Source organism: Cobetia sp. ICG0124, assembly GCF_004006355.1.
Taxonomy (GTDB): domain Bacteria; phylum Pseudomonadota; class Gammaproteobacteria; order Pseudomonadales; family Halomonadaceae; genus Cobetia; species Cobetia marina.
On sequence record NZ_CP024893.1, the window covers coordinates 92188 to 116503 of the forward strand.

The 24316-nt window shown below is 61.0% G+C and carries 16 protein-coding genes, 4 tRNA genes, 3 rRNA genes and 1 pseudogene; 21 read left to right on the top strand and 3 right to left on the bottom strand.

Going from position 1 to position 24316, the window contains the following annotated elements:
• Positions 1-93 precede the first annotated feature (93 nt).
• From CU110_RS00440 to CU110_RS16380, 3 genes and pseudogenes are all read left to right on the top strand, one after another.
• Positions 94-1437 carry a sodium-dependent transporter gene (locus CU110_RS00440; RefSeq protein WP_084207740.1) on the top strand — a complete coding sequence of 448 codons (1344 nt, stop codon included), beginning with the start codon at positions 94-96 and terminating at the stop codon, positions 1435-1437.
• A gap of 95 nt (positions 1438-1532) precedes the next feature.
• Positions 1533-2075 (top strand): gamma carbonic anhydrase family protein, encoded by a 543-nt coding sequence (locus CU110_RS00445; protein ID WP_077379965.1) that lies wholly within the window; start codon positions 1533-1535, stop codon positions 2073-2075.
• A gap of 247 nt (positions 2076-2322) precedes the next feature.
• Positions 2323-2985, top strand: a pseudogene (locus CU110_RS16380) (metal-dependent hydrolase); the annotation flags it as partial.
• Here CU110_RS16380 and CU110_RS00455 read toward each other — a convergent pair.
• Genes CU110_RS00455 through CU110_RS00465 form a run of 3 tightly spaced genes read right to left on the bottom strand, consistent with a single transcriptional unit; the run spans position 2874 to position 7380 of the window.
• Entirely contained in the window at positions 2874-4232 is a 1359-nt protein-coding gene (locus CU110_RS00455; protein ID WP_127734307.1) for a sigma-54 dependent transcriptional regulator, read from the bottom strand. The pseudogene CU110_RS16380 and the gene CU110_RS00455 overlap by 112 nt on opposite strands.
• Positions 4225-6579: an ATP-binding protein gene (locus CU110_RS00460; protein ID WP_164850233.1), complete on the bottom strand. Its 2355-nt coding sequence runs from the start codon at positions 6577-6579 to the stop codon at positions 4225-4227. The genes CU110_RS00455 and CU110_RS00460 overlap by 8 nt, the downstream gene beginning before the upstream one ends.
• A 33-nt stretch (positions 6580-6612) precedes the next feature.
• The gene (locus CU110_RS00465; RefSeq protein ID WP_077379971.1) at positions 6613-7380 is read right to left on the bottom strand and encodes an FCD domain-containing protein; all 768 of its coding nucleotides are present in this window, start codon (positions 7378-7380) and stop codon (positions 6613-6615) included.
• A gap of 110 nt (positions 7381-7490) precedes the next feature.
• On the opposite strand from CU110_RS00465, the gene CU110_RS00470 reads away from it, so the two are divergent.
• The 18 genes from CU110_RS00470 (at position 7491) to rplL (ending at position 24211) form a co-directional block, all read left to right on the top strand.
• The gene (locus CU110_RS00470; RefSeq protein WP_127734309.1) at positions 7491-9197 is read left to right on the top strand and encodes an L-lactate permease; all 1707 of its coding nucleotides are present in this window, start codon (positions 7491-7493) and stop codon (positions 9195-9197) included.
• A 29-nt stretch (positions 9198-9226) separates the two neighbouring features.
• A complete protein-coding gene (locus CU110_RS00475; RefSeq protein WP_240665431.1) occupies positions 9227-12133 on the top strand; it encodes an FAD-binding and (Fe-S)-binding domain-containing protein in 2907 nt (968 codons plus the stop codon).
• 476 nt (positions 12134-12609) lie between these two features.
• Positions 12610-14150 (top strand): 16S ribosomal RNA (locus CU110_RS00480).
• 242 nt (positions 14151-14392) lie between these two features.
• Positions 14393-17281: ribosomal RNA gene (locus CU110_RS00485) — 23S ribosomal RNA — on the top strand.
• A 91-nt stretch (positions 17282-17372) separates the two neighbouring features.
• A 5S ribosomal RNA gene (gene rrf / locus CU110_RS00490) occupies positions 17373-17488 on the top strand.
• Together the 16S, 23S and 5S rRNA genes form the textbook arrangement of a ribosomal RNA operon.
• A gap of 133 nt (positions 17489-17621) precedes the next feature.
• Positions 17622-18173 (top strand): DUF2339 domain-containing protein, encoded by a 552-nt coding sequence (locus CU110_RS00495; RefSeq protein ID WP_127734311.1) that lies wholly within the window; start codon positions 17622-17624, stop codon positions 18171-18173.
• A 91-nt stretch (positions 18174-18264) separates the two neighbouring features.
• A complete protein-coding gene (locus CU110_RS00500; RefSeq protein WP_077373336.1) occupies positions 18265-19245 on the top strand; it encodes a biotin--[acetyl-CoA-carboxylase] ligase in 981 nt (326 codons plus the stop codon).
• On the top strand, positions 19242-20081 hold the full coding sequence (locus tag CU110_RS00505) for a type III pantothenate kinase (RefSeq protein ID WP_077373339.1): 840 nt from the start codon (positions 19242-19244) through the stop codon (positions 20079-20081). Before CU110_RS00500 ends, CU110_RS00505 begins: the two co-directional genes overlap by 4 nt.
• Positions 20082-20192: 111 nt before the next feature.
• A tRNA-Tyr gene (locus CU110_RS00510) sits at positions 20193-20276 on the top strand.
• A 46-nt stretch (positions 20277-20322) separates the two neighbouring features.
• Positions 20323-20396 (top strand) — tRNA-Gly (locus CU110_RS00515).
• A gap of 35 nt (positions 20397-20431) precedes the next feature.
• A tRNA-Thr gene (locus CU110_RS00520) sits at positions 20432-20506 on the top strand.
• A 163-nt stretch (positions 20507-20669) separates the two neighbouring features.
• Positions 20670-20745: transfer RNA gene (locus tag CU110_RS00525), tRNA-Trp, on the top strand.
• Positions 20746-20822: 77 nt separating this feature from the next.
• Positions 20823-21191 carry a preprotein translocase subunit SecE gene (gene secE, locus CU110_RS00530; protein ID WP_043334897.1) on the top strand — a complete coding sequence of 123 codons (369 nt, stop codon included), beginning with the start codon at positions 20823-20825 and terminating at the stop codon, positions 21189-21191.
• 10 nt (positions 21192-21201) lie between these two features.
• Positions 21202-21735: a transcription termination/antitermination protein NusG gene (nusG, locus tag CU110_RS00535; protein WP_065392619.1), complete on the top strand. Its 534-nt coding sequence runs from the start codon at positions 21202-21204 to the stop codon at positions 21733-21735.
• Positions 21736-21852: 117 nt separating this feature from the next.
• Positions 21853-22284: a 50S ribosomal protein L11 gene (gene rplK / locus CU110_RS00540; protein ID WP_043334893.1), complete on the top strand. Its 432-nt coding sequence runs from the start codon at positions 21853-21855 to the stop codon at positions 22282-22284.
• A 2-nt stretch (positions 22285-22286) separates the two neighbouring features.
• Positions 22287-22979 carry a 50S ribosomal protein L1 gene (gene rplA / locus CU110_RS00545; RefSeq protein WP_065392620.1) on the top strand — a complete coding sequence of 231 codons (693 nt, stop codon included), beginning with the start codon at positions 22287-22289 and terminating at the stop codon, positions 22977-22979.
• A 261-nt stretch (positions 22980-23240) separates the two neighbouring features.
• Complete coding sequence (gene rplJ / locus CU110_RS00550; RefSeq protein ID WP_065392618.1) at positions 23241-23750, top strand: 50S ribosomal protein L10; 510 nt, start codon at positions 23241-23243, stop codon at positions 23748-23750.
• A gap of 92 nt (positions 23751-23842) precedes the next feature.
• Entirely contained in the window at positions 23843-24211 is a 369-nt protein-coding gene (gene rplL, locus CU110_RS00555) for a 50S ribosomal protein L7/L12 (RefSeq protein WP_043334886.1), read from the top strand.
• Positions 24212-24316: the final 105 nt, after the last annotated feature.

A 24316-nucleotide genomic window follows, 5' to 3' on the forward strand; every position in this document is an offset into this window, starting at 1 on the left:
GGTGTCACCGTCGCCGCGGGGATACCTAGAATGTGAGGCCTTGGCGCGTGTTATTCAATCTATCGACCCGATAGGAGGACCACGAGAGCAGACATGAGCGAAACCACCGAACGCTGGGGCAGTCGCCGCGCCTTCATCCTGGCCGTCACCGGCGCTGCCGTCGGGTTGGGCAACATCTGGCGCTTCCCGTACATGACGGGCGAGAACGGCGGTTCGGCCTTTCTGCTGCTGTACATCGGCTTCGTGCTGCTGCTGGGCCTGCCGGTGATGATGGCCGAGATCATGATCGGTCGCGCCGGTCGGCGCGGGCCGATGCAGGCGCTCGCCCATCTGGCGACCAGCGCTGGCCGTACGCCGAACTGGCGCTGGCTGGGCTTCTTCGGTGCCATCACCATGTTCTTCATCCTGTCGTTCTATTCGGTGGTGTCGGGCTGGTCGATCGAGTATCTGGTCGATTCACTGAAGGGGGACTTCAGCGGCATGAGCCCGCCGGAGATCGGCGCCTCCTTCGGTGCCTTTCTGGAAGACCCGGTCACCATGACCTTCAACCACACCGTCTTCATGCTGATGACCATGAGCGTGGTGGCCGCCGGCATCTCCTCGGGGCTCGAACGTCTCAACAACCTGATGATGCCGCTGCTCTACGTGCTGTTGCTGGCATTGGCCGGTTACAGCATCAGCACTCCGGGCTTCGGTCCCGCCATCAGCTGGCTGTTCATGCCCAATCCCGACGCCATCACGCTGGACGTGATACTCAATGCCATGGGGCATGCCTTCTTCACGCTGGCGGTCGGCGCCTGTGCGCTGATGGCCTATGGCGCCTACATGCCGGAGCGCCAGAGTCTGCCGACGGCCGCGATCGCCGTGGCGGCGCTGGACATCGGGGTGGCATTGCTGGCGGGGATCGCCATCTTCGCGGCGGTGTTCAGTCAGGGGCTGGACCCGGCTTCCGGGCCCGGCCTGATGTTCGTCAGCCTGCCCATCGCCTTTGCCAATCTGCCGGGCGGTAGCCTGCTGCTGGCGCTGTTCTTTCTGTTGCTGCTGCTGGCGACCTGGACCAGCTCGATCAACATCGCCGAGCCCATCGTCGAGGTGCTGCAGGGCTGGGGAATGACACGTCGGCGTGCCGCGCTGGCGGTGGGCATCGCGGTCTGGGCGATGGGCCTGTTGTCGGTGCTGTCCTTCTCGAGCCTCAAGGAAGTGCACCTGCTGGGCGAGATGAACGCCTTCGATGTGGTGACGACGATTCCGCCGGACTTCTTCCTGCCGATCGGCGGCCTGCTGATCGCCATCTTCGCGGGCTGGATCATGCCGCAGAATCTGGCATTGGCGGGGCTGGGGACGTCGCGTCGTTTCTTCCGTTGCTGGCGTTGGGTGCTGCGCTGGATCTCGATTCCGCTGGTGCTGGTCGTGCTGGGGTGGAGCTTCTTCAAGTAGACGTCGAGCAAACCGCAACGCGATTCAGGCTGCCGCGCTATTGGCATCATGACGATGGGAGCAGTAGGCTGGTGGCCTAATTCAGGAGGCAAGGCATGAGCATTCGATCCTTCAAGGGCCTGACGCCGCGGCTGGGCGAACGGGTTTTCATCGACCCCAGCAGTGTCGTACTGGGCGATGTCGCCCTCGGTGATGACAGCTCGGTATGGCCACTGGCCGTGATCCGCGGCGACATGCACCGTATCCGTATCGGCGCGCGTACCAGCGTGCAGGACGGGGCAGTGCTGCACATCACTCACGCCAGCGACTTCAATCCGGGCGGCCATCCGCTGGAAATCGGTGACGACGTCACCATCGGCCACAAGGCCGTGCTGCACGGCTGCACCATCCATGACCGCGTGCTGGTCGGCATGGGAGCCATCGTGATGGACGGTGTGGTGGTGGAGGATGAGGTCATCATCGCGGCGGGCGCACTGGTGCCGCCTGGCAAGCGTCTCGAAGGCGGGCATGTGTATGCGGGCAATCCCGCGCGTGCGCTGCGTCCCATCAAGGACAGCGAGCGTGAGTTCTTCACCTATTCGGCGGTGAACTACGTCAAGCTGAAGGATCAGCATCTGGCTGAGGATTACGCCGGCTGAACCTCCTTCAAGGAGTTCCCCGAGCGCAGCAAAGAGCACTCCCCCGTCGGCCCTGGCTGGCGGGGGAGTGCGCGTTTCGGGGGCTGCATTTCCCGAGCGTTGACGGTGGAGGCAGCATCTGCACTCACAAACCCGGACAAGCCATTGTTTTTCATGAAATGCTTGCGTCATAATCTGGACATATATCCAGTGCCAGTGTGTGGTGACTGGTCCAGTGACATCGTCGAGGGCTCGCGACCCGTATCTCATGGCCAATTTTCGTACCCATATCACCGTGGCAGCCTTTGCCGGCGGTATCGTGGCGGCGGCCGGCTGGCAAGGCGGCCTGTGGTCACTGGCGGAGGGTGTGCCGCTGGCGAGCCTGACGACCTTCGGTGGCATCCTGCCGGACATCGACTCCGACAACTCGCGCGCCATCCGTATCCTGTTCACGCTGTTTGCGGTGCTGGCGACCATGGCCTGCGTGCTGCTGCTGCAGGACCGCCTGCTGGCGGGGCCGCTGATGATGGCGGGCGGCGCGACCTATCTGGGCGTGCGCTATGTGGCCAGCGCCATCTTCAAGCGTTTCACCGTCCATCGCGGCATCTGGCATTCCCTGCTGGCCTCATTGCTGTGCTCGCTGGGCGTGACGGCCGCCAGTCTGCATCTGCTCGGCCAGAGCGAGGAGCAGGCCTGGTGGCAGGGCGCCGCCCTGTTGTTCGGCGCCATGATCCATCTGTTGCTGGATGAGATGTACAGCGTCGACATGGTCGGAGCGCGTCTCAAGAAGAGTTTCGGCACTGCCTTCAAGCTGTTCGATTACCGCGAGCCGGGCAACTCGCTGGCGATGGTGGCGGTGATCGCCGCGATGACTCCCTGGCTACCGCCGCTGGCGGTGCTGGTGGACATCATGCACCTGCAGGGACCGCTGTCCGTCTTCGGCGCCAGCCTGTCTCGCCTGATGGCCGGTGTCTGACACGACGGCTGCCCCTCCGCCATGCTGTCGCCGATATTGCCCTCCAGTCCCCCCAGCAGCACATGACGCTCCGCACAGTTTCTCAGCTCACGCACATTGCCTGGCCAGTCATGGTCGAGCAGCGCCTGCAGCGTACGCGAATCCAGCGGCGGAACCTCCAGACTGGTGCGCTCGCTGGCCAGAATGGCGAAGTGTCGAAACAGCTGCAGGATATCCTCGCGATGCTCACGCAGTGGCGGCAGATACAGCGTGACGACGTTCAGGCGGTAGTAGAGGTCTTCACGAAAGTCGCCGGCGCTGGCCGCTTCACGCAGGTCACGCTTGGTGGCCGCGATGACGCGGATGTCGATGGGGCGCGGTGTATTGCTGCCCAGTCGCTCGATACTGCGCTCCTGGAGGACACGCAACAGCTTGATCTGCAACGACATCGGCATGGACTCGATCTCATCGAGAAACAGGGTGCCGCCGTCGGCGTGTTCCAGCTTGCCGATCCGGCGCTCGCTGGCGCCGGTAAAGGCCCCCTTCTCGTGGCCGAACAGCTCCGACTCGATCAACGTCTCCGGCATGCCGCCACAATTGAGTGCCACGAAGGGCTTGCTGGCACGGAGACTGCGCTCGTGGAGACAGCGGGCCACGCGATCCTTGCCGGCTCCGGTCTCGCCGTACAGCAGGGTATCGGCATCCACCGCCGCCAGCCGTGAGACCTGGGCATCCAGGCGCTGAATCACCTCGCTGCTGCCGACCAGACGTGGCCCGGCGCTGTTGCGCTGGGTATCCAGCTGCTCGCGCAGTGAGCGGTTCTCCAGCGCCAGACGCCTGGCGGCCACCGCACGCCGCACCCCGTCCAGCAGCCGCTCACGATCGAAGGGTTTCTCGATGAAGTCCCAGGCGCCGCCCTGCATGGCGGAGACGGCGGTATCGACATCGCCATGCCCTGTCATCACGATCACCGGCAGCTCGTCATCCAGCTCACGGGCAGCGCGCAGCAGGCTCAGACCATCCATGCCCGGCATGCGGATGTCGGTGATCACCACGCCTTCGAAGGGGGCTTCGGTGTTCAGGATCTCAAGCGCTTCCTCGGCACTGGCCAGCGGCCGGGTGAGGTAATCGGCCAGCATCAGGCTCTGGCTCAGGCTGTCGCGTAGATGTGGTTCGTCATCCACGACCAGCACCTGCATGTCAGCATTCGTGACATCACTCATGACGGCTCCTGTGAATTGGCGGCGGCGGATGGGGAAAGGGGCTGTGAGGGCGTGGGGAAAGGGGCTGTGAGGGCGTGCCCGACGCCGGCAGCGTCAGTCGGAACAGTGCGCCCCCCAGCGGTGAGGGATGCGCCTCGAGGGTGCCGCCGAGATCCGCCACGATACGCGCGCTGATCGACAGCCCCAGTCCCAGTCCCTTGCCATCGGCGCGCTGGGTATAGAAGGGTTCGAAGACCCGTGTCAGCTGGGCTGGCGCAAGCCCCGGGCCGTTGTCATGCACTTCCAGCACCACTTGCGTGCCTTCACTGCCGGCTCGTTCATGCAGGTTCAGCTGGAGGCAGGCTGGCGCTGACGGCCTGTCGCCCAGCGCATCCAGTGCATTGCTGAGCAGATTGACCAGTACCTGCTCGAGGCGTACCGGTTCGGCGCGCACCCTGGGCAGGGCGGTGCTCTGCTCACGCGTGATGTCGACTGCCTGGGCATCACGGCGTGGCTGCAGCAGGCGCAGGGCATAGTCGAGACTGGTGGCGAGGTCGACCGCTTCCAGGCGGTCACCACTCTTGCGCGAGAACTGGCGCAGCTGGGCGCTGATCTCGCCCATGCGCTGGGTCAGCTCGGTGATCTGGCGCAGGTTGCTCTCGACCTGAGGTGTCTGGGCACGGGCGAGGAAGGCGCTGGCATTCTCGGCATAGGCGCGGATGGCGGCCAGTGGCTGGTTGAGCTCGTGGTTGATGCCGGCGGCCAGCTCGCCAAGCACTGCCAGCTTGGCGGTCTGGATCAGTTCATCGCGGGTCGCGCGCAGCTCACGCTCGGCGCGGGTACGCTCCTCGACTTCCGCGCTCAGGCGCGCATTGCTGGCAGCGAGGTCACGGGTGCGCTCGACCACGCGTTGCTCGAAGGCATCGCGTGCCTGGGCGAGGGCCTCGGCCTGGGCGCGCCGCTCGCTGACATCGAAGACCGTCACCAGCCAGCGCGGGCCATTGGGGCTCGGTAGCGGGGCGCAGGACAGCTCCAGCGGCACGGCCACTCCGCTGCGCAGGCCATGCACTTCCAGCGGCCCGATCGGGCGGGGGCGGGTCAGGTGGTCCAGCAGCGCACGCTCGGCCGGCAGGAACAGTTCGCGCAGGTCACGCCCTTCGCGTGCGCTGGGCTGCCGGGGGCTGTCGTCCCGTGAGGCATCGGCGCTCAAGGGCGAACCGAACAGCGCCACGGCGGTAGGATTGAGGTACACCAGGTGAGCACGTTCATCGAGGATGCACAGCCCCGCCTGAGTGCGGTCGATGATGCCCCGCACCCGTTGCTGACTGGCGGCGAGCGACTGTCGTTCACGTTCGGCGAACAGACGCCGCTCGCGCAGGATGCGCAGCCGTTGCCAGCCCAGCCCCGCCAGCAGGCACAGCAGTACGTAGCCACCGGCGGCCAGTCCGGCGGCTTGCCAGATGCTGCCGCGCAGCGGGGCCAGGGGCTTGAGCACATGCAGGCGCCAGCCGATGTCCGGCAGCGGGCGTGACAGGCTCAACCAGGCGTGCTGCCAGAGATCGCCCGGCGTCAGTTGCAGCAGCTCGACCGTGGTCGACAGATCGGACAAGGCTTCACGGTGATAGAGCCGCAGGGGGCGCAGGCGTTGATTGGCATAGCGCTGGGTGTCGAGCAGCCGGTTGCGGGTCTCGTCACTGAGGGGGTCCAGCGTGCGCAGTACCCGGTCGGGCTGACTGGCGATGAAGATCACGCCGTGCGGGTCGGTGACCATGATGTCGGCATTCTGATCCAGCCATGCCGCTTCCAGCGCGGCGATCTGCACCTTGGCCACCACCACGCCGCGCCGCCCGCGGGGACTCACCACGCTGGCGCTGAAGAAGTAGCCACGCTCGCCGGAACTGGTCCCCAGCCCGTAGAAGCGTGCTTCGCCGCCATCGATGGCGTCCTTCCAGTAGGGGCGGAAGCGATAGTTCTGGCCGATGAAGGTGGATGCCGAGCGCCAGTTGCTGGCGGCGATGGTGGTGCCGACGTCGTTGACCAGGTAGAGGTCGGACACCTTCGCGAGCGCGCGCATGCGATCCAGCCGTTGATTGAGTGCCATCTCGGCGCTGGGGTCATCGGGGGCATCAAGGAAAGCGCGCAGCTGATCGTTCTCGGCGACCAGCCGTGGCAGGTAGGCATGCTGACTCAGTTGACCACGCAGGCTGGCGGCGGTCAGGCGCAACTCGTTGTCTGCTTCATGGGTCAGGCGCTCGAGTGACTGGCTGCGCGCGACGGCCACCGCCTGCCAGACGCACAGCATCAGACCGATCGGTAGCACGATCGCCAGCAGCAGACGCCAGTGGTGAGGCAGACGCGTGTCCTTCATCGGCAGGCCTTCCTGGGCAAGGGCTCAGCACCCTCAGCGCTCCGGCATGGCCTGTGCACGGCGCAGGGCACGCTGTGCACGGGTTTCGGCGCGCTCCAGCTCCAGCAGTGAATCCTCGACGAACACCAGGTGCTCGTGGGCCGCGTTGCGGGCGTCCTCGGCGCGTCCTTCCATGATCGCCTCGAACAGGGTGCGGTGCTGCTGGATCAGGCGCGGACGCGATTCCGGCTTCTCGAACAGGTGGCGCAGGTTGGCCACGATGCTCTTCTCCAGCAACTGGAACAGGCTGCGCATCGAGTGCAGCAGCACCACGTTGTGTGCGGCCTCGGCGATGGCGAGGTGGAAGGCGGCATCCGCGCCGGCTTCCAGTTCCGGGTCACGTCCCTCGAAACTCTTCTCCAGCGTCTCGAAGCATTGACGCAGCATCTCCTTGTCGGCCGGAGTGGAGCGCATGGCAGCGTAATAGGCGCTGATGCCTTCCAGGGCGTCGCGAAACTCCAGCAGGTCGAGATTGAACTCGGAGTGCCGACCCAGCAGCGCACTGAGCGGGTCGGACCAGGCGCGCGCCAACTCTTCGGACACGTAGGTGCCGCCACCCTGACGTGAGGTCAAAAGCCCGCGCGCCGCCAGCTTCTGGATGGCTTCCCGTACGGACGGTCGCGAGACCTCGAACTGCTCGGCGAGGGTGCGCTCCGGAGGAAGCCGCTCACCGGGCTTCAGACTGCCTTCGAGAATCATGCTCTCGAGGCGCTCGGTGAGCACATCGGCGATACGGGGTTGGCGGACGGGGGCGTAACGCATGGAAGTGTCCTTGCGGCAGGAGTGAAAGGTGGCGCCGAGTGCTGCAACCCCGAGTGCTTCACTGCTGTGCCCGACAACAATCACAACAATTCGCCTGCGGAGTTTCCGTCATGTCCGAGCCCCTCCTGGCCTTGCTGGCCTTTGCCCCCATTCTGCTGGCGGGCATCCTGCTCGTCGGCCTGCAATGGCCCGCGCGCCGCGCCATGCCATTGGTCTTCCTCGTCACCGCTGCCATCGGCTATTTCGTGTGGCAGATGTCGCTGACGCGCATTCTGGCCTCCACGCTGCAGGGATTGATGGTCACCGTCTCGGTGCTGTGGATCATCTTCGGCGCCATCTTCCTGCTCAACACCCTCAAGCATTCCGGGGCGATCGCGGTGATCCGCGGTGCCTTCACCACCATCAGCCCGGATCGGCGCGTACAGGCGATCATCATCGCCTGGCTGTTCGGCAGCTTCATCGAGGGCGCTTCCGGCTTCGGGACGCCTGCGGCCATCGCGGCGCCGCTGCTGGTCGCCATCGGCTTCCCGGCGCTGGGGGCGGTGATGGTGGGCATGATGATCCAGTCGACGCCGGTATCATTCGGTGCGGTGGGCACGCCGATCGTGATCGGCGTGAACGCAGGCCTCGACAAGACCAGCCTCAGCGAGCAGCTGCTGGCGAATCATTCCAGCTGGGAGGCCTTCCTGCAGCTGATCACCTCGGAAGTCGCCATCGTGCATGGCATCGTCGGCCTGCTGATGCCGCTGTTCATGACCGTGATGATGACGCGCTTCTTCGGCGCGAAGAAACGCTGGAGTGAAGGGCTGTCGATCGCACCGTTCGCGCTGTTCGCCGGGCTGTGCTTCACGCTGCCCTACGTGGCGGCGGGAGTCTTCCTCGGCCCGGAATTCCCGTCACTGATCGGTGCCCTGGTCGGCCTGATCATCGTGGTACCGGCGGCGCGTGTCGGTTTTCTGCTGCCGAAGGACAGCTGGGACTTTCCGCCCGAGGCCGAATGGCCCAGGCATTGGCTGGGCGACCTGACGCTGGAGCGTGATGAGGTCGAGATGGCCGCCGCCGGCAGACGTCCTCTACCACTGTGGCTGGCATGGCTGCCCTATGGCCTGATCGCGCTGCTGCTGGTCGCCTCGCGCGTGTCGGGCGACGTCAAGGCGTGGCTGGTCAGCGTGCAGTTCAGTGCCACGGACCTGCTGGGGGCCAGCGGTGTGTCGGGGTCGATACAACCGCTCTACCTGCCGGGCGGCATCATGGTCTTCGTGGCACTGATCACCCTGATGCTGCATCGCATGCAGACGCGTCAGCTGGTGGCGGCGGCCAGTGAATCCTGGCGCACGCTGGTCGGGGCCGGATTCGTGCTGGTGTTCACCATTCCCATGGTGCGCATCCTGATCAACTCCGGCGTCAATCTGAACGACCTGGCCTCGATGCCGGTGGTGATGGCGAACGTGGTGGCCGACAGTCTCGGTCAGGCGTATCCGCTGTTCGCGTCCGGCATCGGCGCGCTGGGGGCCTTCATCGCCGGCTCCAACACGGTCTCGAACATGATGCTGTCCCAGTTCCAGTTCAATGTCGCTGCCCAGCTCGGGCTGTCGGGAGCGCTGATGGTGGCGCTGCAGGCGGTCGGGGCGGCGGCCGGCAACATGATCGCCATCCACAATGTGGTGGCGGCCTCGGCGACCGTCGGCCTGCTGGGGCGTGAGGGACGCACCCTGCGCATGACGGCGATTCCGACGGCTTACTATCTATTGGCTTCTGGCGTGCTTGGCTTGCTGGCGTTCCACTTGCTTGGCCTGAGTGACCCATTGCTGCCATGACTGCTCCTGACGCCATTGCACGAGATGCCTTGAGCGAGACCCCATCGGCGACTGAGCGTGCAGCTGCCTATCTGGCATTGCGCGAGGCGCTGGCATTGCACCTTCCCGCTGAGCGCTTGATTCACGACGCGTTGCGGACGCTGGCCTACGGCACGGATGCCAGCTTCTATCGTCTGGTGCCGCAGCTGGTGGTGCGCGTGCATGACGAGCAGGAGCTGGGACATGTGCTGCGCGAGTGTCGGGCGCGCAAGCTGCCGGTAACCTTCCGGGCGGCCGGGACGTCGCTGTCCGGTCAGGCGCTGACGGATTCGGTGCTCATCCAGCTGGGCGGTGAGTGGCGTGGGGCGCAGGTGCTGGAACAGGGCAGTCGCATCCGTCTGCAGCCGGGGGTGATCGGCGCGCGTGCCAATCAATTGCTGGCCCCCTTCGGGCGCAAGATCGGCCCGGACCCGGCCTCCATCAACAGCTGCATGATCGGTGGCATCGCGGCCAACAACGCCTCCGGCATGTGCTGCGGCACGGCACACAACAGTTATCGCACCGTGGAGGACATTCGCGTCATTCTCGCCGATGGCACCTGCCTGGATACGGCGGTGCCGAAGAGCGTACAGGCCTTCCGTGCAAGCCACGCTGGCCTGCTGGCAGCGTTGGAAAGGATGGCCTGCGATGTGCGGGCGGACCCTGAACTGGCGGAGCGCATCCGCCACAAGTACCGCCTCAAGAACACGACCGGCTACAGCCTCAATGCGCTGGTCGACTATGCCGATGGTCTCGAGATCCTCAAGCATCTGATGATCGGCTCGGAAGGCACGCTGGGCTTCATCGCCTCGATCACCTATCGCACGGTGATCGAGGAGTCGCACAAGGCGGCGGCGCTGGTCTACTACCCGAACATCGATGCGGCCTGTCGCGCCACCATGCTGCTCAAGACGGCGCCGGTCGCGGCGGTGGAGCTGATGGACCGCGCGGCGCTGCGCTCCGTCGAGGACGCGCCGGGCATGCCGGAGGTGCTGCGCACCCTGCCGGAAGCGGCGGTCGCGCTGCTGGTGGATGTGCGCGGCGCGCATCAGCAGGAGCTGGAGGCGCGCATGGCGGAGGTCGCCCGCGTGCTGGAAGGCATCGAGACCTGTGAAGCGTGGGCCTTCACCCAGGATGCGCAGCGCTATGCGTTGTACTGGAAGATCCGCAAGGGGCTGTTTCCGGCGGTCGGTGCGGTGCGTGACCTGGGGACCACCGTGATCATCGAGGATGTCGCCTTCCCCGTCGAGCGGCTGGCGGAAGGGGTCGGGGCGCTGACGGAGGTCTTCCTGCGTCATGGCTACTCTCAGGCGATCCTGTTCGGCCACGCGCTGGAAGGCAACCTGCATTTCGTCTTCCCGCAGGGCTTCGAGCGTGAAGGCGAGGTGGAGCGCTATCAGGCATTGATGGATGACGTCGCACGGCTGGTGGGGCAGGAGTACGGTGGTTCGCTCAAGGCCGAGCATGGCACCGGTCGCAACATGGCACCTTATGTAGAGCTTGAGTGGGGCAAGGAGGCCTACGCCCTGATGTGGCGTATCAAGGAGGCTTTCGACCCGGACAATCTGCTCAATCCGGAAGTCATCCTGACGCGCAATTCCCGTCTGCATCTGGAGAACCTCAAGCCTCTCCCGGCAGCAGACCCGCTGGTGGATCGCTGCATCGAGTGCGGATTCTGTGAGTCGGTCTGTCCGTCGAAGAATCTCAGCCTCACTCCACGTCAGCGCATCGTCATCCGGCGTGAGATCGCACGACTCGCCGCCCTTGATATGCCGACGGACGGGCAGCGCGCTCAGCTGGCGGCGCTCAAGAAGGATTACGCCTATCAAGGCATGGAGACCTGCGCGGGAGATGGTCTGTGTGCGACCCAGTGTCCGGTCGGCATCAATACCGGGGATCTGATCCGCGGTCTGCGCCACGAGGAGAACGCCGGTGCCGATCATCCGGGCAAGGTGAAGGTGGCGCACTGGGCCGGCGAGCACTTCACCCATGTCACCAGTGGCATGCGCGGTGTCTTGCGCCTGGCAGATGGGCTGCATGGTGTGGTCGGTACGCGCAACATGCGACGGCTGACTCAGGCCGCACGCAAGGTCTCCGGCGACAGGGTGCAGCAATGGACCCCCAGCATGCCAGGCGCCGCTCCGCGCCCCTATCTCAAGCGTCTGGCGCAGCCATTGGGGCGCAACGAGACGCCCAATGGGCATGTCGTCTATTTTCCGTCCTGTGCTACGCGTGTCTTCGGGGTCGCCACTGACGACATCGATCCGCGCAGCGCCACCGAGATGGCGCTGGCCCTGATGGACAAGGCGGGATTCGAAGTCGTTCTGCCCAAGGGAGTGGATGCTCTGTGCTGCGGAATGGCCTTCCAGTCCAAGGGCCAGTTCGAGGCCGGGGATGCCAAGGCCGCCGAGTTGGCAGCCGCGCTGGTGGAAGCGAGTGATGGCGGGCGTCTGCCGATCTTCTGTGATACCAGCCCGTGTCTCGCCCAGGCACAGGCCTACGCACGTGAACATCTCGAGGTATCGCTGACGCTGGTCGAGCCGGTGCAGCTGGTGCTCGACTATCTATTGCCACACCTCTCGATCACACCGCTCAAGGCAAGAGTCGCGGTGCATGTCACCTGCTCCAGTGTTCGCATGGGCTTGGCGGAGCGTTTCGTGGCACTGGCGCGCCAGTGTGCGACCGAAATCGTCGTGCCGGAAGAGATCACCTGCTGTGGTTTCGCGGGAGACAAGGGCTTCGCGACACCGGAGCTCAATGCTTCGGCGCTGAAAGGGCTGAAGGACGTGGTCGCCGACTGTGACTATGGTGTCTCCAACTCGCGCACCTGTGAGATAGGGCTGAGTGAGCACTCAGGGCTCAGTTATCAGTCGATTCTTGGCCTGGTGGATCGTGCCTCGGCATCAAGGCAAGGATAGCGTGACAGCGTGATGACAATCTCTTGAAAAAGCCCTTGTGCTCAGCCCGAATCGTGCGTAAAGTACGCATCCGCTGCCGGGGACGCATGGCGTTACCAGCGGTGAAAGAGGTTTGCAGGTGATTGTTTTATTTGATGTTTTTGAAGTCCGCTTCCAAATCATCGATTGACAATCCCGGGCGATTCGCTAGAATACGCCGCACTCCTTACGGAACAGGTGATCGAGCAACGCTCCTCACCGCTGGATGATGCTTAGAGGCAGTCGATTGACTCATCATCAAGTGCTTGACTTCTCAAGCGTTCCGGATAGAATATGCCTCCTCGCTTAACAGCGACGCTCTTTAAAAATTTGATCAGGTAATTCGTGTGAGCGCTTGCCGATGAGTGGTGACAAGGTCACCAAATATCGGAGCAAGCCTCTCACGAGAAGTTTGACTCTGAACCAAGTTTGGTCTGCTTAACAGACTATCAAGCTTTCAACTGAAGAGTTTGATCATGGCTCAGATTGAACGCTGGCGGCAGGCTTAACACATGCAAGTCGAGCGGAAACGATTCTAGCTTGCTAGAAGGCGTCGAGCGGCGGACGGGTGAGTAATGCATGGGAATCTGCCCGATAGTGGGGGACAACCTGGGGAAACTCAGGCTAATACCGCATACGTCCTACGGGAGAAAGCAGGGGATCTTCGGACCTTGCGCTATCGGATGAGCCCATGTCGGATTAGCTTGTTGGTGAGGTAACGGCTCACCAAGGCGACGATCCGTAGCTGGTCTGAGAGGATGATCAGCCACACTGGGACTGAGACACGGCCCAGACTCCTACGGGAGGCAGCAGTGGGGAATATTGGACAATGGGCGAAAGCCTGATCCAGCCATGCCGCGTGTGTGAAGAAGGCCTTCGGGTTGTAAAGCACTTTCAGCGAGGAAGAACGCTTCGGGATTAATACTCCCGAGGAAAGACATCACTCGCAGAAGAAGCACCGGCTAACTCCGTGCCAGCAGCCGCGGTAATACGGAGGGTGCAAGCGTTAATCGGAATTACTGGGCGTAAAGCGCGCGTAGGTGGCTAAGTCAGCCAGGTGTGAAAGCCCCGGGCTCAACCTGGGAACGGCATCTGGAACTGCTTGGCTAGAGTGCAGGAGAGGAAGGTAGAATTCCCGGTGTAGCGGTGAAATGCGTAGAGATCGGGAGGAATACCAGTGGCGAAGGCGGCCTTCTGGACTGACACTGACACTGAGGTGCGAAAGCGTGGGTAGCAAACAGGATTAGATACCCTGGTAGTCCACGCCGTAAACGATGTCAACTAGCCGTTGGGTCCCTTGAGGACTTAGTGGCGCAGCTAACGCAATAAGTTGACCGCCTGGGGAGTACGGCCGCAAGGTTAAAACTCAAATGAATTGACGGGGGCCCGCACAAGCGGTGGAGCATGTGGTTTAATTCGATGCAACGCGAAGAACCTTACCTACCCTTGACATCCAGAGGACTTTCCAGAGATGGATTGGTGCCTTCGGGAACTCTGAGACAGGTGCTGCATGGCTGTCGTCAGCTCGTGTTGTGAAATGTTGGGTTAAGTCCCGTAACGAGCGCAACCCCTATCCTTATTTGCCAGCGAGTAATGTCGGGAACTCTAAGGAGACTGCCGGTGACAAACCGGAGGAAGGTGGGGACGACGTCAAGTCATCATGGCCCTTACGGGTAGGGCTACACACGTGCTACAATGGCAAGTACAAAGGGTTGCAATACGGCGACGTGGAGCCAATCCCATAAAGCTTGCCTCAGTCCGGATTGGAGTCTGCAACTCGACTCCATGAAGTCGGAATCGCTAGTAATCGTGGATCAGAATGCCACGGTGAATACGTTCCCGGGCCTTGTACACACCGCCCGTCACACCATGGGAGTGGACTGCACCAGAAGTGGTTAGCCTAACCTTCGGGAGGGCGATCACCACGGTGTGGTTCATGACTGGGGTGAAGTCGTAACAAGGTAGCCCTAGGGGAACCTGGGGCTGGATCACCTCCTTATCGACACTGTCTACTGCTCGCGGCAAGTGCTCACAACGAATTACCTGATCTTATTGCTGGCTTAGCCGGCAGTGGCAAGCGTGCTCGACAGAGCGCGCTTCTCACTGTTCTCTGAACAGCCGCTCTTTAACAATGTGAATCATGCTGACGATGGAATGTGCGCCAAGCACATCTCCATCAAAACGATATGTCGGAGAGGTCCGGCAGATTCGTAATCCTTGACAGACCCCTTGGGGTTATATGGTCAAGCGATTAAGCGCATACGGTGGATGCCTTGGCAGCCAGAGGCGATGAAGGACGTGATAGCCTGCGATAAGCGTTGGCGAGGTGGCAAATACCCTGCGACCCAACGATTTCCGAATGGGGAAACCCACTCACCATCAGGTGAGTATCTATAGGCCAATACATAACCTATAGAGGCAAACCCGGGGAACTGAAACATCTAAGTACCCGGAGGAAAAGAAATCAACCGAGATTCCCCAAGTAGCGGCGAGCGAACGGGGACCAGCCCTTAAGCGATACAACTGACAGACGAACAAGCTGGGAAGCTTGACGATACAGGGTGATAGTCCCGTAGTCGAAGTCTGAGTATCGTGAAATCGAGTAGGTCGGGGCACGAGAAACCTTGACTGAACATGGGGGGACCATCCTCCAAGGCTAAATACTCCTGGCTGACCGATAGTGAACCAGTACCGTGAGGGAAAGGCGAAAAGAACCCCGGCGAGGGGAGTGAAATAGATCCTGAAACCGTATGCGTACAAGCAGTGGGAGCACCTTCGTGGTGTGACCGCGTACCTTTTGTATAATGGGTCAGCGACTTATATTCTGTGGCGAGCTTAACCGTATAGGGGAGGCGTAGCGAAAGCGAGTCTTAACTGGGCGACCAGTCGCAGGGTATAGACCCGAAACCGGGCGATCTATCCATGGCCAGGGTGAAGATTGAGTAACATCAATTGGAGGCCCGAACCCAAGTATGTTGAAAAATGCTGGGATGAGCTGTGGATCGGAGTGAAAGGCTAATCAAGCCCGGAGATAGCTGGTTCTCCTCGAAAGCTATTTAGGTAGCGCCTCACGTATCACCGCTGGGGGTAGAGCACTGTTTCGGCTAGGGGGTCATCCCGACTTACCAACCCGAGGCAAACTCCGAATACCAGTGAGTGCAGCGTGGGAGACACACAGCGGGTGCTAACGTCCGTTGTGAAAAGGGAAACAACCCAGACCGTCAGCTAAGGTCCCAAAATCCTGATTAAGTGGGAAACGATGTGGGAAGGCTCAGACAGCTAGGAGGTTGGCTTAGAAGCAGCCATCCTTTAAAGAAAGCGTAATAGCTCACTAGTCGAGTCGGCCTGCGCGGAAGATATAACGGGGCTAAATCAGGTACCGAAGCTACGGGTTCATCCTTATGGATGAGCGGTAGAGGAGCGTCGTGTAAGCCAATGAAGGTGGATTGAGAAGTCTGCTGGAGGTATCACGAGTGCGAATGCTGACATGAGTAACGATAAGGGGAGTGAAAAACTCCCCCGCCGGAAGACCAAGGTTTTCTGTTCTACGTTAATCGGAGCAGAGTGAGTCGGCCCCTAAGGCGAGGCGGAAACGCGTAGTCGATGGGAAACGGGTTAATATTCCCGTACCGGATGTGGTTGCGATGGGGGGACGAAGAAGGCTAGGTGAGCCAGGCGTTGGTTGTCCTGGTGAAAGCATGTAGGCCGAGGAATCAGGCAAATCCGGTTCCTCTGAGGTCGAGATGCGAGACGAACTGACTACGGTCAGGAAGTCATCGATGCCACGCTTCCAGGAAAAGCCTCTAAGCTTCAGATCACATGCGACCGTACCCCAAACCGACACAGGTGGTCAGGTAGAGAATACCAAGGCGCTTGAGAGAACTCGGGTGAAGGAACTAGGCAAAATGGCACCGTAACTTCGGGAGAAGGTGCACCGGTTCGAGTGAAGGACTTGCTCCGTAAGCTCTTACCGGTCGAAGATACCAGGTGGCTGCAACTGTTTATTAAAAACACAGCACTCTGCAAACGCGCAAGCGGACGTATAGGGTGTGACGCCTGCCCGGTGCCGGAAGGTTAATTGATGGGGTTAGGATTCGTCCGAAGCTCTTGATCGAAGCCCCGGTAAACGGCGGCCGTAACTATAACGGTCCTAAGGTAGCGAAATTCCTTGTCGGGTAAGTTCCGACCTGCACGAATGGCGTAATGATGGCCACGCTGTCTCCACCCGAGACTCAGTGAAATTGAAATCGCAGTGAAGATGCTGTGTACCCGCGGCTAGACGGAAAGACCCCGTGAACCTTTACTATAGCTTTACACTGGATGCTGATGTTGTCTGTGTAGGATAGCTGGGAGGCTTTGAAACCACGTCGCCAGATGCGGTGGAGCCAACCTTGAAATACCAGCCTGACATCATTGGCGTTCTAACTCAGGTCCGTTATCCGGATCGAGGACAGTGTATGGTGGGTAGTTTGACTGGGGCGGTCTCCTCCTAAAGAGTAACGGAGGAGCACGAAGGTACCCTCAGCACGGTTGGAAATCGTGCATTGAGTGCAAGAGCATAAGGGTGCTTGACTGCGAGACAGACACGTCGAGCAGGTACGAAAGTAGGTTCTAGTGATCCGGTGGTTCTGTATGGAAGGGCCATCGCTCAACGGATAAAAGGTACTCCGGGGATAACAGGCTGATACCGCCCAAGAGTTCACATCGACGGCGGTGTTTGGCACCTCGATGTCGGCTCATCACATCCTGGGGCTGAAGTCGGTCCCAAGGGTATGGCTGTTCGCCATTTAAAGTGGTACGCGAGCTGGGTTTAGAACGTCGTGAGACAGTTCGGTCCCTATCTGCCGTGGGCGTCGGAAGTTTGAGAAGAGCTGCTCCTAGTACGAGAGGACCGGAGTGGACGAACCTCTGGTGTTCGGGTTGTCATGCCAATGGCATTGCCCGGTAGCTACGTTCGGACGGGATAACCGCTGAAAGCATCTAAGCGGGAAGCCCCCTTCAAGATGAGACTTCCCTGAGGCCTTGCGCCTCCTGAAGGGCCCTTGAAGACTACAAGGTTGATAGGCTGGGTGTGGAAGCACAGCAATGTGTTGAGCTAACCAGTACTAATTGCCCGTGAGGCTTGACCATATAACACCCAAGGGGTTTGCGCATGATTCATATTGCGAGTCGCGAGGCCACAAGCCTCGGGACTCAGGCACCGCAAGGTGCCACCGTTTCGCCTGACGACCATAGCGAGCGTGAACCACCCGATCCCATGCCGAACTCGGAAGTGAAACCGCTTAGCGCCGATGGTAGTGTGGAGTTTCTCCATGTGAGAGTAGGTCATCGTCAGGCACTTATACTGAACCGCCCATGTAGCCTTGCTGCAGGGGCGGTTCTCTTTGTGTCGTCAGGCACTTATACTGAACCGCCCCTGCAGCCCAGCTGCAGGGGCGGTTCTCTTTGTGCGTAGGAAAAAGAGCACTGGATGATACTTGTCGGTGCCCTGTCTCTGGTCATGGCGGGCGTGATGCTGGTCGGTTACTCCCTTGAGCAGGGGCTGCTGGGGCCGGGCATGCGACTGGCGCTGGGGCTGGGCTTCGGCATCGGCATGATCGTGCTGGCTGAATGGCTACGTTGGCGCACGACGCAATCTCCCAGCTTGACCGGAGCCGTGAGTGGTGCGGGAAGTCTGGTCACCGCAGCAAGTCTATTGGCCGGTCACTACCTGCTGTCGTTGGCTTCTCCACTCGTCACCTTCGTGCTGTTGGCTCTGCTGAGTCTGTGGACGCTGGAGCGTGCCCGCCATCATGGCCCATGGCTGGCCGCGCTGGGCATGCTAGGTGGTTACGCCCTCCCGCTTGCCTTGCCCCTTCAGGCACAGTTGGGAGGAGCCGCCAGCCTGATGCTGCTGGGGCATCTAGGGGTCATCGCCCTGGCATGCCGCCTTCTGCACCGGAAGATCGGACTGAACTGGCTGTATTGGGGGGGATTGTGCGGTGCCTTGCTATGGTGGATGGCGCTGCTCCCCCTGGAATGAGTGAAAAGCCCCCGAACTTTGGTCGTTGTTCTTGGCTCGCAAGCCCATGAATCCGATAGAATGTGCCCTTTTGCACAGGGACGCTCCCCGCATGACCATCCGTGATCTCATTCGCCTGCTCGGAGATGGTGACTACCACTCCGGAGAGGCCCTGGGCGAAGAGCTCGGGGTGTCGCGTACGGCGGTCTGGAAGCAGCTCAAGAAACTTGAGGCGCTTGATATCCCGCTTGAGGCTGTGAAGGGGTTGGGCTATCGACTGGCCAACCCTATCGAGTTGCTTGATGGACAGCGGATCATCGAAGCGCTGCCACGCGAGACTCGCAAGCATCTGAAGCGCCTGTTCATCGAGGAATCGTTGGATTCCACCAATACCTTCATCCGTGAGCGCTTTCGCCAGGGAGCGGGTCATGCAGAGGTCTGCCTGGCTGAGGTGCAGTCTGCCGGGCGGGGTCGTCGTGGTCGCGAGTGGCAGACGCCATGGGGCCGCAGCCTGGTCTTCTCACTTGGTTGGCGCTTCGAGTCAGGTGCCGCGTCACTGGAAGGCTTGAGCCTGGCGATCGGCGTGGCCGTCGCCGAGGTGCTGGAGGCGGATGGGTTGCCTGCGCGCCTGAAGTGGCCGAATGACGTCCTGCTTCAGATACAGAAGGACCAGCCGAAGATTGCCGGCATTCTGGTCGAGGTGACAGGTGATGTCTCCGGGCCTTGTGATGTCGTGATCGGTATCGGGTTGAACATCGAGTTGCCGGCGAGTCATCGCGAGGATATCGGGCAATCGGTCGCGGCGGTACGTGACATCATCCCGGGCGCTTCACGCAACGCTTATGCGGCTCGCCTGATGGAGTCGCTGCTGGCCCTGTTGCCTGAGTTCGAAGCTGAAGGGTTCTCTGCCTGGCAGCAGCGCTGGAATGAGCGCAATGCGTTCAAGGGGCGCGATGTGGTGATTCTGCGAGGCGACAAGCGGGAGGAAGCCATCGCTGAAGGTGTGGATATCAACGGAAATCTCGAGGTGCGCATGAATGGCGAAACCATCACACTCGCCGGTGGCGAGATCAGTCTGCGCGCTGTCTCATGATTCTGGATCTTGATATCGGCAACACCTTGTCCAAGTGGCGTCTCAAGGACACTGTCTCCAGCGAGATCCGCTCACGCGGCGCAGTATGGACACGTGAAGAGTGGCGTCCAGGGGAGGATATTCCCGATCTGGACGTCGTCACGGCAGTGCGCATTTCCAGCGTGGCGCGCAAGCAGGTATTGGATGAGACCGTCGAGCTGCTGCGCAAGCAGGTCGGGGCAGTGCATGTGGCACGCTCGACACGTGAGGCGCTGGGGGTCACCTGCGGGTATGAAGAGCCGCAGCGATTGGGGGTGGATCGCTGGCTTGGCGCGCTTGCCGGGCATCATCTGACCGGCGGATGTTGCAGTGTGGACTGTGGAAGCGCCATTACCGTGGATTTCGTGTTGCCGGGCGGGAAGCATCTCGGGGGCTATATCATTCCCGGGCTACGCCTGATGAAGGAGAGCCTCAAGCTGGGGACGCGCAACGTGGCCATCGACCCGGACAGTGAGGTGGACAGCCTGCTGGCGCCGGGACGCAATACGGTGGAGGCGGTCAATCACGGGATCTACATGGCGGCGGTCAGTGCCGTCAATCGGTTGTATGCCGAGGTGTGTGATCGTGAGGGGGTCGCGCTGCCGCTGTTGCTGACCGGAGGGGATGCACGCGTGGTAGCGAGAGGCCTGCGGGTTCCTCATGCATTATGGCCGGACATGGTCTATGCCGGTCTCGAGGCGCTTTTCCCGCTGACAGCGGCGGAGCGTGCCGGACGCCTGTCAGGCGCGCCGGAGCAGCCGCGCGTTGCTGATCTGGAAAAACTTCGCTCAGGGCTTGCACTTACCCAGATGCTTTGACATACTACGCCCCGTTCTGAGGAGATACATTCCCTCAAGCGCTTGAAGTCAAAAGAAATCAAGCACTTGACAGCGTATCCCAAGCGACGTAAGATTTGTCGCCATAGAAGAGGTGGGGTTCCCGAGTGGCCAAAGGGAGCAGACTGTAAATCTGCCGCGAAAGCTTCGAAGGTTCGAATCCTTCCCCCACCACCAGATTCGCTCATGATGGCATGTTCATCAGGGCAGCAAGAGTTGGAAAGCGGGCATAGTTTAATGGTAGAACCTCAGCCTTCCAAGCTGATGACGCGGGTTCGATTCCCGCTGCCCGCTCCAGTTCATCTCGTCTGACGAGATTGCGCAAAGGTTTTGCTCGTGTAGCTCAGGGGTAGAGCACACCCTTGGTAAGGGTGAGGTCGGCGGTTCAAATCCGCCCACGAGCTCCATACAACGGAAAGGCGAGTCGCAGTTTGGCTCGTCTTTTTCGTTTCCGACGACCTCCCAGGTCGCGGTCAAAGATAAGGCTTGTCAGTATGGGTTGTCTCAGCTATGATGGCGCCCGCTGTTAATTCAGCCTTGTTTTTAGTCTCTGGAACACGCAAGTGTTACAGGCCAGTAGCTCAATTGGCAGAGCAGCGGTCTCCAAAACCGCAGGTTGGGGGTTCGATTCCCTCCTGGCCTGCCATCCTTCCCCAGGATGGTATTCGACTTCTTACCGATTCTCGATTCTAGCGATCGCTGCACCCTTGAGGAGTCTCTTTGATGAAACAGAACGCCGAGGTGCAGGAAGCGCGCCACGACGGATTCAAGTGGTCGGTCGTTGTCATTCTTCTTGTGCTGGCTGTTGCCGGCAACGCCTATTTTGCTGACCAAGCGCTGCTTTATCGCGTGCTTGGCGTCGTCGTGCTTGGCGTTGCAGCGGCTGCTCTGGCCATCACGACCAACAAGGGTCGTGATGTCGTCGAGCTGGCAAGCAGTGCGCGCCGCGAGATCCAGCGCGTCGTTTGGCCGACCCGACAGGAAACTGTCCAGACAACTGCCATCGTGCTGGGTGCCGTGCTTATCGTGGGCCTGTTGCTATGGCTCATCGATACCACCCTCGGCTGGCTGATGTCCGGCATCGTCAGTTAACGGAGTTTCCATGTCCAAGCGTTGGTATGTCATACACGCCTATTCCGGTTTCGAAAAGCAGGTCATGCGCTCCCTGAATGAGCGTGTGAAGCTGTATGCCATGGAAGAACACTTCGGTGAGATCCTGGTGCCTGTGGAAGAAATCGTCGAGATGCGTGACGGCAAGCGCCGCAAGAGTGAGCGCAAGTTCTATCCAGGCTACGTGCTGGTCGAGATGGACATGAATGATCAGTCCTGGCACCTGGTGAATGAAACCCCGCGCGTCATGGGGTTCATCGGTGGCACGCCGGAGAAGCCGGCTGCGATCACCCAGAAAGAAGCCGACGCCATGTTGCGTCGCGTTCAGGACGGTACTGACAAGCCGCGTCCGAAGACTCTCTTCGAGCCGGGCGAGACAGTGCGCGTCACCGACGGTCCTTTCGCCGATTTCAATGGCGTCGTCGAAGAAGTGAATTACGAAAAGAGCCGTCTGCAGGTCAGCGTGCTGATCTTTGGGCGTGCCACGCCAGTGGAGCTCGAGTTCTCGCAGGTCGAGAAGGACTGATCTCTGGATCACCTTTCCTGTCTGGATACGAGCATCACGGCAACACGACGGGTCGCCTGAGGCGGCCCGGTTTCACGGGGAGCCGCAAGGCGCTACCACCCAAAATGGAGTCCTATCATGGCCAAGAAAGTACAGGCTTACATCAAGCTGCAGGTCGCAGCCGGTAAAGCTAACCCGAGCCCGCCCGTGGGTCCTGCCCTCGGTCAGCACGGTGTCAACATCATGGAGTTCTGTAAAGCGTTCAACGCCGCTACCCAGAACGTCGAGCCGGGCCTCCCGACTCCTGTGGTCATCACCGTGTATTCCGACCGCAGCTTCACCTTCGTCACCAAGACGCCGCCTGCCGCCGTCCTGCTGCTGAAGGCTGCTGGTCTGAAGTCCGGTTCTGGCGAGCCGAACAAGAAGAAGGTCGGTACCGTGACTCGCGCTCAGCTCGAAGAGATCGCGACCACCAAGGAGCCGGATCTGACAGCTTCCAATCTGGACGCTGCTGTTCGCACCATCGCCGGTACTGCCCGTAGCATGGGCCTGAACGTGGAGGGTCTTTGATCATGGCCAAGATTTCAAAGCGCGCCCAGGCGATCAACGCAAAAGTCGAATCCGGCAAGGTCTACAGCGTCGAAGAAGCTGTCGCCCTGCTGTCCGAGCTGTCCACCGTCAAGTTCAAGGAGACTGTTGAAGTCTCTCTGAATCTGGGTGTCGATCCGCGTAAATCCGACCAGGTCGTTCGCGGCGCTACCGTCATGCCGAACGGCACCGGTAACGACGTGCGTGTCGCTGTCTTCACCCAGGGCGCCAACGCTGAAGCAGCGAAGGAAGCCGGTGCAGACGTCGTCGGCATGGACGATCTTGCTGAGCAGGTCAAGAAAGGCGTGATGGACTTCGACGTCGTCATCGCTTCTCCGGACGCCATGCGCGTCGTCGGTCAGCTGGGTCAGATCCTCGGCCCGCGCGGCCTGATGCCGAACCCGAAAGTCGGTACCGTGACGCCGGACGTCGCGACTGCCGTGAAGAATGCCAAGGCAGGTCAGGTGCGTTTCCGTACTGACAAGAACGGCATCATTCACGCCGGTATCGGCAAGATCGACTTCAGTGCAGACGCGATTCAGGGTAACATCGACGCCCTGGTCGCCGAAGTGAAGAAGCTGAAGCCGAGCACTTCCAAAGGTATCTACCTGAAGAAGATCACCCTGTCCAGCACCATGGGCCCGGGTCTGACCGTCGATCACGCCAAGTACGCGTAAGGCAGTCACAGAATGTTTCACTTTGCGGTCCCCGTGCTCAGCCGCGGGGCGCCGTCAAAGACCGCAGGTGCCAGCCTTGTCGCTTCGGTGGCAGGGCTGGCTTAATCGCGACGTGATGCCTGCATCGCGCGCAGCCTGCGCAGATGGTGTCCCAGCCTCGCTGGTGGCAGCCATCCTCCAAGACTCTCCCGCGCAGTTCAGGTGAGAGAGATGGTAAACCACTGGGGAATTCGTTCCCCGGCACGAAATGGAGTCAACACCGTGGCTTTAGGTCTCGAAGACAAGAAGGCAATTGTTGCTGAGGTCAGCGAAACCGCCAAGGGTGCTCTCTCCGTAGTCGCTGCCGACTCTCGTGGTGTAACTGTTGGCGCAATGACCGAATTGCGCAAGCAGTGCCGCGAAGCGGGCGTCCAGCTGCGTGTTGTTCGCAACACCCTGGCTCGCCGTGCGCTGTCCGGTACCTCTTATGAGGTGCTGAACGAGTCCTTCGTCGGCCCGACCCTGCTTGCATTCTCCATGGAACACCCGGGCGCTGGCGCTCGTCTGTTCAAGGAATTTGCCAAGAAGGTCGAGGCATTCGAAGTCAAGGCACTGGCCTACGAAGGCGAGTTCATCCCGGCGGCCAACATCGACCGTCTGGCATCTCTGCCGACCCGCGACGAAGCACTGTCCAAGCTGCTGTCTGTCATGAAGGAAGCTTCTGCAGGCAAGCTGGTCCGTACTATCGCAGCACTGCGCGATCAGAAGCAGGAAGCCGAAGCCGCCGCGTAAGCGTCGCTTCTTCCTCCTGGCTGTCTCGTGCAGCCTGAATCGATTTCCGTTTGACCGAGCATCTTTGCTCCGCAAAGTTTAGGATTGCTAAAATGGCACTGACCAAAGAAGACATCATCAACGCCGTCGCTGACATGACCGTCATGGAAGTGGCTGAGCTGATCGAAGCAATGGAAGAGAAGTTCGGCGTTTCTGCCGCTGCCGCCGTCGTTGCTGGCCCGGCCGCTGCAGGTGAAGCCGCTGAAGAACAGACCGAGTTCGACATCGTTCTGACTGCTGCTGGTGACAAGAAAGTCAACGTCATCAAGGCTGTTCGCGAACTGACTGGCCTGGGCCTGAAAGAAGCCAAGGCAGCTGTTGACGGCGCTCCGGCCACCCTGAAAGAAGGCGTGAGCAAGGAAGACGCTGAAGAAGCGAAGAAGAAGCTGGAAGAAGCTGGCGCGTCCGTGGAACTCAAGTAACTCGTGTTCCAGGCTACGCACGCTGCGTAAGCTTCCTGGCTGGTGGCGGACTCCGCCACCAGCCTTTTTCTGTTGCAAGACGAATTATGACGGCGAGCCAGCCCG

What these genes read in the sequence shown, in the direction of transcription:
- CU110_RS00445 (WP_077379965.1), top strand. Translation starts at nt 1,533, where the DNA reads ATGAGCATTCGATCCTTCAAGGGCCTGACGCCGCGGCTGGGCGAACGG.
- rplL (WP_043334886.1), top strand. Translation starts at nt 23,843, where the DNA reads ATGGCACTGACCAAAGAAGACATCATCAACGCCGTCGCTGACATGACC.
- rplA (WP_065392620.1), top strand. Translation starts at nt 22,287, where the DNA reads ATGGCCAAGATTTCAAAGCGCGCCCAGGCGATCAACGCAAAAGTCGAA.
- CU110_RS00500 (WP_077373336.1), top strand. Translation starts at nt 18,265, where the DNA reads ATGACCATCCGTGATCTCATTCGCCTGCTCGGAGATGGTGACTACCAC.
- rplK (WP_043334893.1), top strand. Translation starts at nt 21,853, where the DNA reads ATGGCCAAGAAAGTACAGGCTTACATCAAGCTGCAGGTCGCAGCCGGT.
- CU110_RS00470 (WP_127734309.1), top strand. Translation starts at nt 7,491, where the DNA reads ATGTCCGAGCCCCTCCTGGCCTTGCTGGCCTTTGCCCCCATTCTGCTG.
- secE (WP_043334897.1), top strand. Translation starts at nt 20,823, where the DNA reads ATGAAACAGAACGCCGAGGTGCAGGAAGCGCGCCACGACGGATTCAAG.
- nusG (WP_065392619.1), top strand. Translation starts at nt 21,202, where the DNA reads ATGTCCAAGCGTTGGTATGTCATACACGCCTATTCCGGTTTCGAAAAG.
- CU110_RS00505 (WP_077373339.1), top strand. Translation starts at nt 19,242, where the DNA reads ATGATTCTGGATCTTGATATCGGCAACACCTTGTCCAAGTGGCGTCTC.
- CU110_RS00455 (WP_127734307.1), bottom strand. Translation starts at nt 4,232, where the DNA reads ATGAGTGATGTCACGAATGCTGACATGCAGGTGCTGGTCGTGGATGAC.
- CU110_RS00440 (WP_084207740.1), top strand. Translation starts at nt 94, where the DNA reads ATGAGCGAAACCACCGAACGCTGGGGCAGTCGCCGCGCCTTCATCCTG.
- CU110_RS00495 (WP_127734311.1), top strand. Translation starts at nt 17,622, where the DNA reads ATGATACTTGTCGGTGCCCTGTCTCTGGTCATGGCGGGCGTGATGCTG.
- CU110_RS00460 (WP_164850233.1), bottom strand. Translation starts at nt 6,579, where the DNA reads ATGAAGGACACGCGTCTGCCTCACCACTGGCGTCTGCTGCTGGCGATC.
- CU110_RS00465 (WP_077379971.1), bottom strand. Translation starts at nt 7,380, where the DNA reads ATGCGTTACGCCCCCGTCCGCCAACCCCGTATCGCCGATGTGCTCACC.